Here is a 16195-nt window from a genome sequence, read left to right on the forward strand (position 1 = left end):
TGAAGGTAGCGGATCAGAACAACTCGTCTTCCATATCCATCAGCGTCTCGCTGCCAGCAAGTACGCTGGCCGCCAGCGCGTTGGTCTGCGGCAGCAGGCGCGCGAAGAAGAAGCGCGCGGTTTTGATCTGGCTGCGGTAGAAGTCGTCCGCCTGCGGCAATGCAACGCTGGCCACCTTGGCCCACATATAGGCGTAGGCGACAAAACCGAACAGGTGCAAATACTCCACCGAAGCGGCGCCCGGTGCGTTGGGGTCGGTTTTGGCCGCCTCAATCACTGCAGCGGTCACGTCTTTCAGGCGCTGCAGCTCGCTCGCCAGCGGCTGGATGAATTCCGCCATTGCTTCGTCATCGGCGTTTTCAGCAATGAATCCCTGAATTTCCGCGGCAAACAGCTCGAAGAAGGCGCCACCGTTGGCGACGGTCTTGCGACCGATCAGATCCAGCGCCTGGATGCCGTTGGTACCCTCGTAGATCTGGGTAATACGCACGTCGCGCACCAACTGCTCCTGGCCCCACTCGCGGATAAAGCCGTGGCCGCCGAACACCTGCTGGCCCAGCACGGTACACTCGAGACCCTTGTCGGTGAAGAAAGCTTTGGCCACCGGCGTCAGCAATGCCACCATGGCTTCCGCGTGCTTCTGCTCTTCGCCTTCGCCGAACTTGGCAATATCCAGCCACTTGGCCACATAAGTGGACAGCGCACGGCCACCGCCAATGTAGGCTTTCTGGGTCAGCAGCATACGGCGTACGTCCGGGTGCACGATGATCGGGTCGGCGGCCTTTTCCGGCTGCTTGACACCTTCCGGTGAACGGCTCTGTACGCGGTCACGGGCGTATTCGAGCGCGCTCTGATAGGAACGCTCGGAAGCGCCCAGGCCCTGAATACCAACACCAAGGCGCTCGTAGTTCATCATGGTGAACATGGCCGCGAGGCCCTTGTTCACTTCACCCACCAGCCAGCCCTTGGCGCCATCGAAGTTCATCGCGCAGGTGGAGGAAGCCTTGATGCCCATCTTGTGCTCGATGGAGCCACAGCTGACCGCATTGCGCTCGCCCAGGCTGCCGTCTTCGTTGACCATGATTTTCGGCACCAGGAACAGGGAGATACCTTTCGGGCCCTTGGGTGCGTCCGGCAGTTTGGCCAGTACCAGATGGATGATGTTCTCGGACAGGTCGTGGTCACCGCCGGTAATGAAAATCTTGGAGCCGGTGATGCTGTAGCTGCCATCTTCCTGCGGCTCCGCCTTGGTGCGGATGATACCCAGATCGGTACCGGCGTGAGGCTCGGTCAGATCCATGGCTCCGGCCCAGGTGCCGGCGTACATGTTCGGCAGGTACTTCTGCTTCAGCTCTTCGGTAGCGTGGGCATCGATTGCCAGGCAGGCGCCATTGGTCAGCACCGGGTAGAGGGCGAAGGAAATATTCGCCGCACAGATCATCTCTTCCACCTGGGCACCCAGGGTTTTCGGCATACCCATGCCACCGAATTCCGGATTGCCCACCAGCGCACCCCAGCCGCCCTCACAGTAAGTGGCGTAGGCTTCCGGGAAACCTTTCGGCGTGGTCACAACGCCGTCGTTCCAGTGGCAACCCTCTTCGTCGCCGCTGCGGTTGATCGGGTCCAGGGTGTTGCTGGCCAGTTTGGCCATTTCTTCCAGAATCGCATCTGCGGTTTCGCGATCGGCAGTGTCCGCCAGCGCCGGCAGCCGCGCCCACAGCTTGTCTGCCTCGAATACTTCATGCAGCAGGAAGTTCATCTCGCGCAGTGGCGCCTTGTACTCAGCCATTTTTTCGCCTCACTCATTCAATCTGGCAATCTGGCGGTGAAATCAATCACCCGTTTCAAACAATTGTTTGAATTTAGATTCAACCTCCCTGTTTGTCAACGCAGCACCAACCAGGGCGGCCCCATGGTCAAATTTAATAATTAGTGTCAAGTTATCTTGAGGACGACTTCTGGTTAATTTGACCGCGACCAAACGGTCAGTTCTCCCGGGTGATTTCATTGAGGCGCACCCTGGGTGGCGCGTCATTTAGTTACAGCTGCAACTTTTCTCGCAAATGATTCATCCGGAAAGGCTGCCTGTTGACAGACAAACGTGATCACATTCACGCGTTTACAAAATAAAAATCCGTAAAGGAGCCATATCGCAATGAGACTTCCAGCTCTCAAAACCAGTACCGCACTACTCGCCATCGCCCTGTCTTCCGCCGGTTGCGTAAAGATGGACGGCAAGGTAAACGGCGGCGGCACCATGAATTCCATGGGCGGCGCCGGCAAGGCCGTTATGACCTTCCACGCCGAACGCTGTGACGAACAGCCCGTCAAAGGTCAGGTGAATTTCCAGGACAAAACCGCCATCGATTGGGAAAACGACGGAGGCGTTAGTTTTCGCGCCAACGTGGTAGATGCAGGTTTATGCGGTGAAGATGTAGACCTTAGCGGGGATGCAGCACTGTCCTGTGACCAGAGATGCGGCCCCGGTGAATTCGAAGTGGCCTTCGAATACGACTCCACCAACCCGCAACTGCCTGGCGAGGGCTCCGGCGTCGCCTGCATGGTTGACTGGGGCGAAGGTGTCAATGCGTCTTACCGCATCAATGGCATGGCCAGCATCAGTGTCGATACCGGCCCATTTTCCAGCTATGCCAATCGCGGTGCACTGAGTGGCAACGTGCAAACCCAGGAATGCCCATCCGCCAAAAACGATAAAGAAGACAACGGCTGATCGCCCACAGAATAATAAAAAGGTGAATTCATGAAATTACACAACACGCTGCTCGCCGCAGCCATCACTGCCGCGATGAGCGCTCCCACCCTCGCCGCCGACACCATGCGCATGGTCCTGGAATACAAGCCCGGACAGGGAAACGCAGTCAAAACCGCTCTGGAAGGGCGCGGTGTCACTGTGCACAGCGAACTGAAGCGCTACGACAGCCTGGCGCTGGAGATGACCAAAGAACAATTCGTCGCCATGAAGGATGTCTCCGGCATCGTCGGTATTTATGCAGATACCCCGCGCGAGATGCTCGACACCGGCACCATGGGTGAAATTTCCCCTTATGGTATTGCCCAGACCCAGGCCGACCAGCTCAATTACGCCGGCGGCACCAAGGTGTGCATCATCGACTCCGGCTACGACTACGGCCACCCGGACCTGCCCGCGTCGGCGGTGACTGGCGAAGAAGGCGGCCTGGCTGGCCCCTGGAACCAGGATGGCAATGGTCACGGTACCCACGTTGCTGGCACCATCGCCGCATTGGGCGGCAACGGCCAGGGTGTTGTCGGCGTCAATGACGACGGCAATATCCAGCTCCACATTGTGCGTGTCTTCGACGACGAAGGCGGCTTTGCCTACGCCTCCAGCCTGGCGGGTGCGATCAGCGACTGTGCCGACGCGGGTGCCAACGTGATTTCCATGAGCCTCGGTGGCGCACTGGAAAACCCGATTGAAGAGCGCGCCATCAAACAGGCGGCGCGCGACGGCGTGCTGATGATCGCCGCGGCCGGTAACGATCAAATGGCCTGGCACTCCTACCCCGCTTCCTACGACGCCGTAATGTCGGTGGCAGCGGTGGATGGCGGCGGCAACCATGCCTCCTTCTCTCAGCGCACTGCCCAGGTGGAAATCGCCGCTCCCGGTGTGAGCACTCTGTCCACCGTGCCCCGCGGCACCGGTGAAACCGGTGTGGGCGCAGTCTCCCAGAACGGCGCCTCGTTTGAGTCGATCCCCATGGTGGGTGGCACCATTGGCACTGTCAGTGCCTCGCTGGCAAATTGCGGCATCGGCGACAGCGCCTGTGAAGACGCGGCCGGCAAGATCTGTGTGATAGAGCGCGGCGCTATCAGCTTCGGTGACAAAGTCGCCAACTGTGAAGCGGGCGGCGGCGTCGGCGCCATTGTCTACAACAATGCACCGGGCATTTTCGGCGGCGATCTAGGCACCACCAGCAATCTGGTTGCGGTATCCCTAAGCCAGGAAGACGCTGAAGCACTGGAGATAGGTATGGGGGCCACAATTTCCATCGAGCCCATGGCGGACTATGACTACAAGTCCGGCACCTCAATGGCCACGCCGCACGTTTCCGGTATCGCTGCCAAAGTGTGGAGCCACTTCCCGCAGTGCAGCGCCAACGACATCCGCCTGGCCCTGCGCGCTTCCGCTGTTGATCTGGACCAACCGGGCTACGACTACAACACCGGCTGGGGGCTGGTGCAGACCAAGGCTGCGTATGACTACCTGGCGACCAACGGCTGCAAGTCTTCCAACAATATCCTGCGAGGCGGCGACGGCAGAGCCCACTGATTCCAACAGACACCTATTGAACAGTAAAACCGTGCGAACAGTGAAACCGTGAGTGGCTAAGGGGCCATTGAGAATCCCCATGACCAGCGCCAGGGACGGCGCAATTCAGGCAGCCTTGCAAGGCTGCCTTTTTCGTTTTCCGGCAGATCAGTTTGTGGCGCCGTCCTGCAACAGCGGCGCCAGATCCAGGTGGCTGGCACCCTGGCGGTAATCACCGGCCTCATCGTGAGGCAGGACACCCAGGCAGGGCGCAGGAAGGAGCGCGCGCAGGGTCATCAGATTCTCCTCCGCCTTCGGCATGTCGCCCTGCGCTCCACGCACAAAGTTGGCCACCCAACCGGCCAGCACCAAACCATCGCGACGGATGGCTTCCGCCGTAAGCAGTGCGTGATTAATGCACCCCAACTCCATGCCCACCACCAGAATGACCGGCAATTCCAACGCCCGCGGCAAGTCCGAGAGAAACTGTCGCGGCGCCAGTGGCACCCGCCAGCCGCCGGCACCCTCCACCAGTACCAGATCGGCACCACTGTTCATCACCCCGCGACAAATGCCTTCCAGGCGCGACGTATCCAGCCGACGCCCCGCTGCCATCGCGGCGATATGCGGCGCTACTGCAGGCGCCAGCGCAATGGGATTGACCTGCTCGTAGGGCATCACCGCGGTCATGGCATCAATCAGGGTCAACGCATCGCTATTGCGCAACCCTTCCGGAGTCTCCTCACAACCGGACGCCACCGGCTTCATCGCCGCGGTCTTCAGACCCTGCCCGGCGGCGGCTTCCAGTATTGCCGCAGTGGCATAGGTCTTGCCGACTTCAGTATTTGTTCCAGTCACAAAAAACGTACGGGTCACGGAAACTTACCTCGCTCATTGAAATCTTTTATGTTGACGCCCCTTTAAACTTGGTCTACTTGCTGATAAATTGACCACGTAGAGCAGTAATCGTACAACCCACTTCGCCAATCAAGGCCGGGATTAGGATAATTGCCTAACAAGAGCCCCGGACTTGGTCTGGGGTGACAGTCTAGGACAGCGCTGTCATAACGCTATTGCGTCACCAAGTCGCACCGCGCAACCACATTGCTTAGTCGAAAGCGGATTCAACCCCGCCACCACGCCAAGTCTCCCCGGGAACGCCAGGGATGTGGAAGTGCGAAAGTACGGAAGCTGATTTGCAGCCCCGGAATGACACCACAAATGCCATTACTACCGATGAGAGCCATGCGATATTTAAAACTCAGTCTGATTGCCCTACTACTGGTGCCGACCCTGGCACTGGCCAAGATCAAACCGGTTGACGAGGTTGTGGTCTACAAATCCAAGCACCTGATGCAGCTGAAACGCAACGGCAAGGTTGTGAAAAGCTACAAGGTGGTCTTTGGCAAAAACCCGGTGGGACACAAACAGTACGCCGGCGACTCGCGCACCCCGGAAGGGCGCTATACCCTCAACTGGAAGAAGAAGAACAGCACCTACTACCGCGCCATCCAGGTCTCCTACCCGAATGCCACGGACCGCAAGCGTGCCGCCAAACTGGGCAAAAACCCCGGCGGCGCCATCATGATCCACGGCCAGAAGCCCCACTGGAAAGGTATCGAAGATTACCTGACCCGTATGAACTGGACCGATGGCTGTATTGCAGTGACCAACCCGCAGATGGATGAGATCTGGGCGATGGTGGATACCGGTACGCCGATTGAGATTTTTCCGTAATCTCTGGCCAGCTTCCAGCTGGAGCACAGAAATTTGAATCGAAGGCCAAGTACCGGGTGCGGGTTTTCAGGAGCGTCGGCGACATTGACGTCGCCGACGCAACGTACAGGGATGTATTCACAGGGGGGCGCCTAGCTCGGTCCTGAAAACCCGCACCCGGTGCTTGGCCGCCACCGAGGTTCCGAGCCACGAATTGGCAACACAGCCAAATTATTCGCCCTGATAATACTCCGGTGCCAGGTCATCAAACCGGGTGTACTTACCCACAAAGGCCGCGCGACAAGTACCAATCTCACCGTTCCGCTGCTTGCCGATAATCAACTCCGCCATGCCCTTGTCCGGGCTGTCCTCGTTGTAATACTCATCGCGGTAGATAAACAGAATCACATCCGCATCCTGCTCGATCGCACCGGATTCCCGCAGATCCGAGTTCATCGGCCGCTTGTTCGGGCGTTGCTCCACCCCCCGGTTCAACTGCGACAACGCAATCACCGGACACTCGTATTCTTTCGCCAACGCCTTCAACGAGCGGGAAATCTCCGAAATTTCCTGGGTTCGGCCCTCAGTGCTGCCCTTCACCTGCATCAACTGCAGGTAATCCACCATCACCATCGCCGGTAAAGCACGGCGCTCCGCATCCTCGCGCGACAGCTTCGGATCCTGCTGCATCAGCTTGTTGGTGTGGTCGCGCACCGTGCGCTTCACCCGCGCACGCACCTCAGAAGGCGACAGCCCCGGGGTGTCGTCGATATACAGGCCCTTGCCCTTCATCTTCTGCACCGCACTGGACAGCTTCGGCCAGTCCTCCTCCTGCAACTTGCCGTTACGGATACGACCCTGGTCGATCTTGCCGATGGACGACAGCATCCGCATTACCAGGCTGTCCGACGGCATCTCCATACTGAATACCAGAGTCGGCCTTTCCTGGCTGAGCATCGCCGCTTCAACGAAATTCAGTGCCAGCGCGGTTTTCCCCATGGAGGGACGGGCGGCAAGAATGATCATCTCCCCCGGCTGCCAACCAGAAGTACGCTGGTCCAGCTCGGTGAGACCGGTACTGAGACCAGTGAGGTCACCCTCGGATTTGAACAGCTCGTCGATACGCTCGACGGTTTTCTTCAGCAGCGAATCGACGCCGACAAAGCCGCCCTCTTTGGCGCGCCCCTCGGCAATCTCGGCTACCCGGCGTTCGGCCATCTGCAGCAGGTCCGCAGAACCCAGGCCACCGGGATTGAAACTGGTGCGGCTGATCTCACCGGCGGCGGCAATCAGCTGGCGCAGCATGGAGCGCTCGCGCACGATCTTGGCGTAGGCGACGATGTTCGCGGCGGAGGGGGTGTTTTCTGCCAGCTCGGCCAGATACGCGGGGCCACCGATGTCCGCCAGCAAATCGCGGCTGGCGAGGCCCTCGGCGAGGGTGACGATATCCAACGGCTGCTCGCCGCTGGAGAGTTGCAGCATCACCCCAAAGATGGTGCGGTGACTGGCTACAAAGAAATCTTCTTCACTCAACTGCTCCGCCACCGCGTCCAGGCGCGAGGCATCCAGCATCAGACCACCGAGGACCGACTGCTCCGCCTCAACCGAGTGCGGCAGCGGTGAGTTGGCTTGTGTCTCTTGGGTATCTTCTTCCGGGGGAGCGTATTCGTTCATTTTGGGGCGCTATTGCAGTTTTACCGGGCGCAGAGCCCATTTACAGGGCTCAGAAACAAGTCAGGCGCTGAACTCCCAAATCCACAACGGGGGAATCCAACGCCTGATTGTGCGCGGCTCGACGGCAAAGAGGCAACCCCTTTACCGCCAATCGCAAAATTGATGCAAAAGCTTATTCGGCTTCTACAACAACCTTAACGGTGGTGATCACGTCGGAGTGCAGCTGCACGTCCACGTCGAACTCACCCACTTCACGCAGAGCGCCTTCCGGCAGCTTCACTTCTGCTTTGCTGACTGCTACGCCAGCCGCAGTGATCGCTTCAGCGATGTCACGCGTGCCGATAGAGCCGAACAGCTTGCCTTCGTCACCAGCGTTGGCAGCGATGGTTACTACCACTTCCGCCAGCTTGGTTGCGCGGCTTTCAGCTTCGCTCAGCTTGGCTGCAGCAGCTGCTTCCAGCTCAGCGCGCTTGGCTTCGAACTCAGCAACGTTTGCTGCGTTGGCCAGTACGGCTTTACCGGTAGGCAGCAGGAAGTTGCGGCCGAAACCCGCTTTAACGTCAACGCGGTCGCCCACGTTGCCCAATTTACCTACTTTGTCGAGCAGAATAACTTCCATCTCGGAACCCTCAGTTTCAGTTCTTGTGCGCCGCTCAGCGGTTATCGCTCGAGCGCGCGCGAATATCAATCCAGCTATCGATCAGTGCCAGTCCGCACAGGAATCCTGCCAACGGCAAGGCGGCGATCACCAGGGTTATATACATGGCAATCAGGGGTCCTCGACCCCAGCCCTTGCGGGCGACCAACCAGTGCACCAGGCAGATACCGGCCACCATCATCGGGAAGGCCGCCACCGCGCCCCAGAACACAAAGTGCTCGTTGACGAGGCAGTATACCCACAACAACATACCGGCAGCCGCAAGCGGCAACGGCATGCGCAGGGCGTGCATCTCCTGCTGCAGACCACCGGGGTTATACAGCAGAGACTGCCACCAGCGCCCCAGCAACAGTGCCAGAACCGCGCTGATTACAGACACCCAGGTCAGGTAACCCGTGGCCTGCACCTCGCTGGCAAATGCCTGGCTCAGCTGCTGCGCCTCGGGGGTATCCGCCCCACCGGCGGCCTCGTTGATCGCCTGTGTCAGGGTTTCAAGCACCCCGCCGGCGGCCTGTGAGGTCACCAGTATGCCCAGTGCCGATACGATGGTCAGTGCGACCAAAGCCCAGCTCCAGGCCCGGGTGGCACGCAGTACCAGCGCTCCGGCCAGCACCCCCACAAAGTGGGTGATTGCCAGGCCCGCCATCAACGGCGACATATAGCCAGCGGCGGCAACCAGCGGCAGTATTGCCCAGGCCAGAACAAACAGGCCGTCACTACTGCCGCGGCGCAACCCCACCAGTGCAAGCACTGCGGGGCTGATCAGCGGGATTCCCACCAGGGTGAGGATCACCGCGCGCACGCGCGATCGCATGGCAAATTCAGCGATGGCGCGCACTAGATAGCTTCTCTATTTACAACAATGCTTACGAAGCTGATTAAGCTTCGTGGCTGTCCGTGTACGGCAGCAGCGCAATGTAACGCGCGCGCTTGACCGCAGTGGCCAGCTGACGCTGATACTTGGCTTTGGTGCCAGTGATACGGCTCGGTACGATTTTGCCAGTTTCAGAAACGTAGGCTTTCAGGGTATCGAGATCTTTGTAGTCGATACGCTTGGTGCCTTCGGCAGTGAAACGGCAGAACTTACGACGACGGAAAAAACGTGCCATCAGATTATCCCCTTACTCTTCGTCTTCGTTGTTGTCGGAAGACGCGGCTTCTTCAGCGCCCTCGGAGGAATCGTCTTCCCTCTCGGCGCGCTCGCGACGCTCAGAGCGCTCTGCGCGCGCTGCTTTGCGCTCGCGGGACTCTTTCTCAGCCTTCATGATCGGGCTTTCTTCGGTGATGGCTTCGTCTTCACGAATCACCAGGTTACGCAGCACCGCATCGTTGTACTTGAAGTTGGTGGTCAGTTCCGCCAGCGCTTCTTCGGTACACTCAACATTCATCAGAATGTAGTGGGCTTTGTGGATTTTGTTGATCGGGTAAGCCAGACGGCGGCGGCCCCAGTCTTCCAGACGGTGAACGTCGCCACCGCTTTCTTTGATGGTCGCAGTGTAGCGCTCGACCATGCCGGGCACCTGCTCGCTCTGGTCCGGGTGAACCAGGAATACAATTTCGTAATGACGCATTTTAGCTCCTTACGGGTTAAAACAGCCTCCCGGTAAGTAACTGCCAATTAGCAGTGCCAACCCGGTGAGGCAAGGAGTTCGCAACGAGGCACCAAGGGCCTATTGCGGGCGGCGTATTCTATGCGTGCTGACAACTGGTTGCAAGTTGATCAGCTGACAATCCGGGGCCGTGGCCGGCGCAGCCCCGGAACAAGCCGAAAGAACCAGTATTTGGAGCGAATCGGTCATTGGGCGCAGTCTGCGCCGCTGCCTATATTGCACAGGCGCTCATGCAAAGGCGCGCCCCGCCTGCTCTGCGCCCCGGAACACCTGAAACAACCCTCTAAGCAGTCCCACCGCACATGAAACCAGACAGTCACTCCCAGCATTACTCACCGGCCGTTGACCACCTCCAGTTCGGTGTCTTTTCGGTACCGGTCACACGCTACCAGGCCATCACCAGCAGCACCGATAGCTGGCCTGAGACCGAATCAACGACCGCACCGCTCATTCTGGTTCTGCCTGCCCTCGGGGTGCCCGCCGGTAAATACGGCACCCTGCTGGAAACCCTGGCCCAGCGCGGATGCGACTGCGCCACCTGCGAAATGCCCGGCACCGGCGACAGCTACCCGCAACCCGGCCGCGGCGCCAACTACGGCTACAGCGACCTGGTGTTCCAGTGGATTCCGCAGCTGCTGGCACACCTGAAACAGCACTACGGCCGCGAGCCAACCCTCATTCTCGGCCACAGCATCGGCGGCCAGATCGCGACGCTCGCGGCGCGCGCTGATCTGCTCGGCACCACCCGGGTGGTCAGCGTGGCCTCCGGCCACCTGGATCACCGCAGCTGGCGCGGACTCAAACGCGTGGGGGTATTGATTGCCGCGCTGGCGGCCCTCGGCAGCACCCGCCTTCTGGGTTATTTCCCCGGCCAGACATTGCAGTTCGGCGGCCGTGAGGCCTCACGACTGATGCGGGGCTGGGGGCGCGGCATCATCAGCGGTCGCTTTGCGCCCGAGTATCGACTGGAAAACGCCACCCCGGAATCCGGGCGCTCCCTGCACATCACTGTACAGGGCGACCCCTTCGCGCCACCGGCGGCAACCGCCAAACTGGCGGCCCTGGTTGGCGGCGAGACCCGGGAAATCGCCGCCACTCACCCAAAGGGCAATCCGCACCTGAGCTGGATCAAAAACCCTGCGCCGGTACTGGATATGATCCAACCCTGGCTGGCCACAGCGACGGCCCCGCTGAAATAGGAAGCAAGACGGGCAGGAAGAAATGCGGGCAGGAATAAGAGTAGGAAGCGAGGCTGACATGCCCTTCGCAAAAAAATTATGAGGGGTTCAGGCGCCCAGCCGTCATAGGTGTATTGGTCGCAACAATAACGAACAACCAATAACAATAAACCCCAGGGACCCAAGAACAACAAACGGGATCACCTACGCCGAGGGGCTTTCGCCCCTTCGCTTTTTCTTCCTCCAGCAACATCACTGCCGCCCCCAGAATGCCAATCAGCTCAGCCCTTCGCAGCTGTGACTTCAGCACTGCCTGACGTGCGATCCAGCTTGTTGGCCAGTTTCGCCTGATTCGCCAGTTTCCCTGAAAGATACCCCAGCATTTCGTGGGTAACCGGCAGGAACACCCGCGCGTAGATGTCCTCCAGGTCCAGCGGGTAAAAATGCTGATTGACCTGGTAGCGTGCGCGCCCACGCAACCTGAACAGGTGTAACATTTTGAAAGCGACCACATCGGCGACCGTGTTTGCCGTTTGCGGACAGTCCAGCACACCTTCGGCCAGCGTGCGTCCGGATAAAATTGCCGCAACCCCCGCGTCCTCTCGCAGCAGTTCGTCCAGCACCTGTAGCGCCAACATATCGTAGAGGTCGCCCCGGCCCATGCTCCAGGAAGTATCCGGCGGCTCTCGGGAAGCAAGTGTGGCCAGTGAAAAGGCCTCCGCGGTATCCAGCCCCAGCTGCTGCAGCAGAGAATCCAGCGCAGCGTCAGCAGAGATCGTCGAAGCCAACCCCAGCGACTGCGCCACCTGCGCCTGCCACGCCACATGACCTTTGCGCGCGTAGTAGGCGTAGAGGATGGCATAGCGCTGACGCCGGTATTCCTGCGGGCGCGCCTGCCGCAGGCGCAGGTAGGCGCCGCGCGCGCTGGCACTGCCCATGGCGATATTCGACAGGATCAGCTCAACACCAAACGCGTGGTGGGCAATGCGCCGCTTGCCGCCGCGGCGCAAGGGCTCTTTGCGCCACTGCAGAAAATCAAAGCGCGGTAAACCGGCATTGCCAGCAATCAACTCTCGCATTCTTTCCAGGTGGCGACTGTCCAGCGCCTCGCCCTGAGGTCCCGGCGCTACATTGTCCCCAAACACCCCCGGCCAATCCAGATTGGTTCCCCAGACCGGGCGGCTATCTGCATCCCCGTGACATTCCACACAAGTGGGGTCATTGCGCACCAGGCGCGGCGCCTCGCCGGAAAAATCGAACACGGAGAATTCCCAGCGCCCGCTATCACTGTGCAATTGCGCCACATCCAGCAGGTCGTATTTGGGGTCATCCGCTTTGGTACCCAGATTCAGCAGAAAGCGGCCATCCGGGCCGAAGAGCACAACCCGCGGATATGTGAGATTGGATTGCCCGGTTGCACGCGTGTGCTCCACCAGGGAAAACCCGTGACGGTATTCATCCGGAAAAAATCCGACCAGCTCATCAATGCTGTCAATTTCGCGGGAACGGATGAAGTCCCAAAGCCCCGACACCGTCATTTCCGGCTCGCCCGCCCGCGGTGGGAGGTCGAAACTTTCGATAGCGACCGGCAACGCGAGGGGACTCGCCGGGCAATAAGGCTCCGTGTCTGCAGCATGACTGGCGGCCGCAACCAGCGTACAGGCGACTGTTAGCAGCCGCACACACCAGGGAACAAGCGGCTTATAGCCGAGCCGATGATGCACCCTGCCAGCAATCCTGTTTTTGGCCGCCGTCATACAGCGTTGGAACAAACGACCCACGTTCAACATGTCACCCCCAAGACATCGCACCCTAGTTCGCCAGCCCACCATCAACCACGCTCCTCAAGAACATCGCGCGCAAGCTGCCGCACACTGACGGCCAAAACTTCGGTAGCGGCAGTCTCCTGCAACAGATATTGATTAGTCGCGCCGTCGAATACACAGCGGTAGTGAAATTCCCGGGCGCCGCCCGCCCCCACCACCAGCAGGCTCGCCTGCGCCTGTAGCTCGATGTAATAGCCACTGAGCGGGCAACCTTCGACCCCGCGTGCAAGCATGGTTTCGTCGGGATAGAAAATCGGCCAGGTTGAGACCAGAAACTCTCGGGAAGGAAAACCCACCGTCGACAGTTCGACCCAGTAGTTGCCGTTGCGGTCCTGGGCGACGGCACGCTGCATAAGCGCCACGAAGTCGCTGCCGCCCATAGGCACAGACACCAAATCGACTTGAGGGGCACTTTGCTGCACGACATTACCCGACACAGGTTCCAGCACAGCCCCCTCCGACATGTGAACGGGCAAACGCTCCGGCGAGGTAATCACCGCAACCGGCGACGCAAGGGGATCCAGCACAGCACGCTGCGCAACCCAAAGCGCCGCCGCGGCACTGAGGCCCACTGCGGCAACTATTATCGACAGGCGGCTCATAACACTAGGCAGCGATCATTTCAGATCGCACACTGGGCCGACGCTGCCTGGGATTCATCCGCGAAACACTGATTGCACTGCTGGGAAAACAGCGGGTGGGACGCCGGGCAGTTGTTCGCCGGCTGAGGCTCAGGTTCGGGTTCTGGTTCTGGCTGGGGTTCCGGCTGCGGTGCCGGAGCGCTCTGACCATCGCAACCACCGCGATATTCACAATCCTGGGCAGAAACTCCGGGCTGCCAGCTGCGGGTAAATTCCAGCATTGCCGCTTTCACGGACTCATCCAAGTCGCCGGCATATTTATCGATGGCACCGTCTCCCATATACAGACCCACATAGGCCATGATGTCATCGGTGGACAGGCCGCAACCGAAATCGGTATTCAACAGCTGCAGTGGGTCTGAACCCTTGGCCTGGCTCGCTTCGTTGCGCGTCACAATCCCATCGCCATTGGTGTTCAGCAAGCGCACCAACTCCTCACCTTTTTCCGCACCGATCAGCGCACTGAAATAGGTCTCCGCATCGGCCACCGACATACTCGGGTTGATCGACGGAACCGCGCCCTGATATCCGGCCAACGCCTGGAAACCATCGTCAATTTCGATGCCCAGGTTGTACTCGATATCAATCATCGCCTCGCGGGCGTTGGCCGGGTCACTGCAGATACTCGCGTTGCTGACAAAAGTACCCGCGGCATTCAGGCAACCGGTGCCATTACCCACGTAGGTGACACAGACGGTATCGCACCAGGACTGGGTGAACTCCGCACGGCGGCCGGAGATGACATGGGAGGGATTGGTATCACTGTGGCAGGTCTGCGCGCCGCCGCTACTGCTGCCACCTGAACTGCTGGAGCTGGAGCTGGAACTCGAGCTGCTGGAACCGCCGGAGCCACTGCCGGAATCTACCGTACAGCCGGCGGAAGCCGCCTGCGCCTCATCGGCGTAACAGGCACCGCCGCAGGCCAGCGGGTGGCTGGCAGGGCAGGACTGGGCCTGCGCCTTCAACCCGAATGAAAATAACACTGCTGCGGCCAGCAACAAGCCGCCGCGCCATGGGTTCAAATTCATCGCATTTTCCTCAAATCGTTTTTTATTATTTCGAGGCATGCACGCTACGGCAGCCCGTGACGATTTGATAGAAAGTCGTTGTGCATCGGCATTAAGGAATCCGCATCATCGCCGATATGGCACAGGATTCATCATTCGCCCTCTCAGCAAACGCATCCGTCCGCTCAAAAGACGTAACTAACCCCCAGGCTCATTTCAGTTTTATCGAAATCGTACAGCTCCCGATTTTCACGGTTATCAATGTTTAACAACTTGCCATCAAGGCTGAGGCGTGGCGTCAAACGGTAGCGGGTGGAGACCCAGGATTTGAAGCGATCGGACTCCCGCTCAAACTCCAGCAAATTGCCACTATCATCGACTACCCGGTTCAGTCCACCGTATACGCTATAGCGATACTCAACGCCGGCGCGCAGCTCCCAGCGACCCAGAAAACGCCAGCGCACATCGCTGCCAAATGCGTGTCGCACCGGCGAATAACTGTAGTAGTCCGCGGCCTGCTGAAGATCCTCGCGATCATTGGTGTCGTACAGGTAATAGATGCCAAAGTCTGCGCCAAATGTCTCTCGGCGCGCGCCCGCGGAAAAGCGCTGGCGCCAGCCGTCCAGGTAGCTGTAATTGTCGCCACCGGTGTAATAGGCAGGGATATACGACAGCTGCACGCTGGTCGCACCAAAATCCCGCTTTGCACGACCAACCAGCTGCAGCTGCTGACTCACCCTTTCACCCCCAAGGGTTACCCACTCGGCGCCGGCACCGGCTTCCAACGCCCAGTCTCGCCAGTGGATGTCGCGAACCAGTAAAGTGCTGAGACTGGCGAGATTCAAACTATCCAGCTCGCTGTAGCGCCGGGTAAATCCGTAGCCCTGCAACCGCCAGCCATCAGCCTCTGTGCCTGCCAGGCGGTACTGCCCCCAGCCAAACAGCTCTAAAAAGTTGTCTTCGCCGACGGCGCCTTCACCCAGCAGCTCCGTCTTTACCGCATAGGGATTGCCATCCTGACCACCATTGATACTGGCCATGGCCAGCCAGGGCCGCACCTGTGCCACTGGCTCAACAGCAGGGCTGCCCAGCTGCAGCGCCGCCAGTCGCTGTAATTGTGGAGAAGCCGCGCGTCCACTCACTCGACGAAAAAACTTTGCCGCTAGTAGCTGATCTCCCTGCCGTCGCGCCACCAGGCCCAGGTTGTACTCCGCCAGATCGCGCCACTGAGGTTCCGGCACCAGCAGCCAGAAATATTCCGAGGCCTCCGTATAGCGGCCAAGCTTGAACAATGTGACGCCAAGGTTGAACTTGAGTTTGGCACTGTCGTCACCCTTCTGCTCTGCTTCCCGAAATAGCGCCAGAGCCCTGGGGTAGTCGCCGCGCTTGAAAGCACCGGTCGCACTGGGAAGTTCTTCCGCTGCCAGCCGCGCTGGGCCAAAAACAGAAATCGTAACCAGCATCACCAGCAAAAAAATCAGGTGCATAAATCCGCGCATTCCGTGCCTCTTCGCCTTACTTAACTTTCTGTCCGCCTTTCTGCGCACCATCCGCACACTCCTTGCGCGAAATCCTTTGCGCTCTTACCTGGCGCCAG

General features: G+C 59.5%; 15 protein-coding genes. 4 read left to right on the forward strand and 11 right to left on the reverse strand.

Features of this window, described 5'->3' with window-relative positions:
- Positions 1-13: 13 nt before the first annotated feature.
- Positions 14-1789: an acyl-CoA dehydrogenase C-terminal domain-containing protein gene (locus tag GRX76_RS01150; RefSeq protein WP_160151618.1), complete on the reverse strand. Its 1776-nt coding sequence runs from the start codon at positions 1787-1789 to the stop codon at positions 14-16.
- Between the two features lie 366 nt (positions 1790-2155).
- On the opposite strand from GRX76_RS01150, the gene GRX76_RS01155 reads away from it, so the two are divergent.
- Together GRX76_RS01155 and GRX76_RS01160 are read left to right on the forward strand one after the other, a co-directional pair.
- Complete coding sequence (locus GRX76_RS01155) at positions 2156-2731, forward strand: hypothetical protein (RefSeq protein ID WP_160151619.1); 576 nt, start codon at positions 2156-2158, stop codon at positions 2729-2731.
- Between the two features lie 30 nt (positions 2732-2761).
- The gene (locus GRX76_RS01160; RefSeq protein ID WP_160151620.1) at positions 2762-4309 is read left to right on the forward strand and encodes a S8 family serine peptidase; all 1548 of its coding nucleotides are present in this window, start codon (positions 2762-2764) and stop codon (positions 4307-4309) included.
- Positions 4310-4456: 147 nt separating this feature from the next.
- Here GRX76_RS01160 and bioD read toward each other — a convergent pair whose 3' ends face one another.
- Entirely contained in the window at positions 4457-5164 is a 708-nt protein-coding gene (gene bioD / locus GRX76_RS01165) for a dethiobiotin synthase (protein ID WP_160151621.1), read from the reverse strand.
- Between the two features lie 369 nt (positions 5165-5533).
- On the opposite strand from bioD, the gene GRX76_RS01170 reads away from it, so the two are divergent.
- Positions 5534-6025 carry a murein L,D-transpeptidase family protein gene (locus tag GRX76_RS01170; protein WP_160151622.1) on the forward strand — a complete coding sequence of 164 codons (492 nt, stop codon included), beginning with the start codon at positions 5534-5536 and terminating at the stop codon, positions 6023-6025.
- 210 nt (positions 6026-6235) lie between these two features.
- Here GRX76_RS01170 and dnaB read toward each other — a convergent pair whose 3' ends face one another.
- The 5 genes from dnaB to rpsF form a co-directional block, all read right to left on the reverse strand.
- Positions 6236-7678 carry a replicative DNA helicase gene (dnaB, locus tag GRX76_RS01175; RefSeq protein WP_160151623.1) on the reverse strand — a complete coding sequence of 481 codons (1443 nt, stop codon included), beginning with the start codon at positions 7676-7678 and terminating at the stop codon, positions 6236-6238.
- A 172-nt stretch (positions 7679-7850) separates the two neighbouring features.
- Entirely contained in the window at positions 7851-8297 is a 447-nt protein-coding gene (gene rplI, locus GRX76_RS01180; RefSeq protein ID WP_160151624.1) for a 50S ribosomal protein L9, read from the reverse strand.
- Between the two features lie 34 nt (positions 8298-8331).
- On the reverse strand, positions 8332-9174 hold the full coding sequence (locus GRX76_RS01185) for a hypothetical protein (RefSeq protein WP_160151625.1): 843 nt from the start codon (positions 9172-9174) through the stop codon (positions 8332-8334).
- 40 nt (positions 9175-9214) lie between these two features.
- Positions 9215-9445, reverse strand: a complete 231-nt coding sequence (rpsR, locus tag GRX76_RS01190) for a 30S ribosomal protein S18 (protein WP_066960629.1) — start codon at positions 9443-9445, stop codon at positions 9215-9217.
- Between the two features lie 12 nt (positions 9446-9457).
- Positions 9458-9907: a 30S ribosomal protein S6 gene (gene rpsF, locus GRX76_RS01195; RefSeq protein ID WP_160151626.1), complete on the reverse strand. Its 450-nt coding sequence runs from the start codon at positions 9905-9907 to the stop codon at positions 9458-9460.
- 341 nt (positions 9908-10248) lie between these two features.
- Between rpsF and GRX76_RS01200 the strand changes: the two genes are divergently transcribed.
- Positions 10249-11145 carry an alpha/beta fold hydrolase gene (locus GRX76_RS01200; RefSeq protein WP_160151627.1) on the forward strand — a complete coding sequence of 299 codons (897 nt, stop codon included), beginning with the start codon at positions 10249-10251 and terminating at the stop codon, positions 11143-11145.
- Between the two features lie 260 nt (positions 11146-11405).
- On the opposite strand, the gene GRX76_RS01205 is transcribed toward GRX76_RS01200, so the two are convergent.
- The 4 genes from GRX76_RS01205 to GRX76_RS01220 form a co-directional block, all read right to left on the reverse strand.
- On the reverse strand, positions 11406-12848 hold the full coding sequence (locus GRX76_RS01205) for a hypothetical protein (RefSeq protein ID WP_160151628.1): 1443 nt from the start codon (positions 12846-12848) through the stop codon (positions 11406-11408).
- Positions 12849-12955: 107 nt separating this feature from the next.
- Positions 12956-13552 carry a hypothetical protein gene (locus GRX76_RS01210; RefSeq protein WP_160151629.1) on the reverse strand — a complete coding sequence of 199 codons (597 nt, stop codon included), beginning with the start codon at positions 13550-13552 and terminating at the stop codon, positions 12956-12958.
- Positions 13553-13572: 20 nt separating this feature from the next.
- The gene (locus GRX76_RS01215; protein ID WP_236250497.1) at positions 13573-14619 is read right to left on the reverse strand and encodes a hypothetical protein; all 1047 of its coding nucleotides are present in this window, start codon (positions 14617-14619) and stop codon (positions 13573-13575) included.
- A 164-nt stretch (positions 14620-14783) separates the two neighbouring features.
- Positions 14784-16085, reverse strand: coding sequence for a tetratricopeptide repeat protein (locus tag GRX76_RS01220; RefSeq protein WP_160151631.1), 1302 nt, complete (start codon positions 16083-16085; stop codon positions 14784-14786).
- Positions 16086-16195: the final 110 nt, after the last annotated feature.

It is taken from the genome of Microbulbifer sp. ALW1, assembly GCF_009903625.1.
GTDB lineage: Bacteria > Pseudomonadota > Gammaproteobacteria > Pseudomonadales > Cellvibrionaceae > Microbulbifer.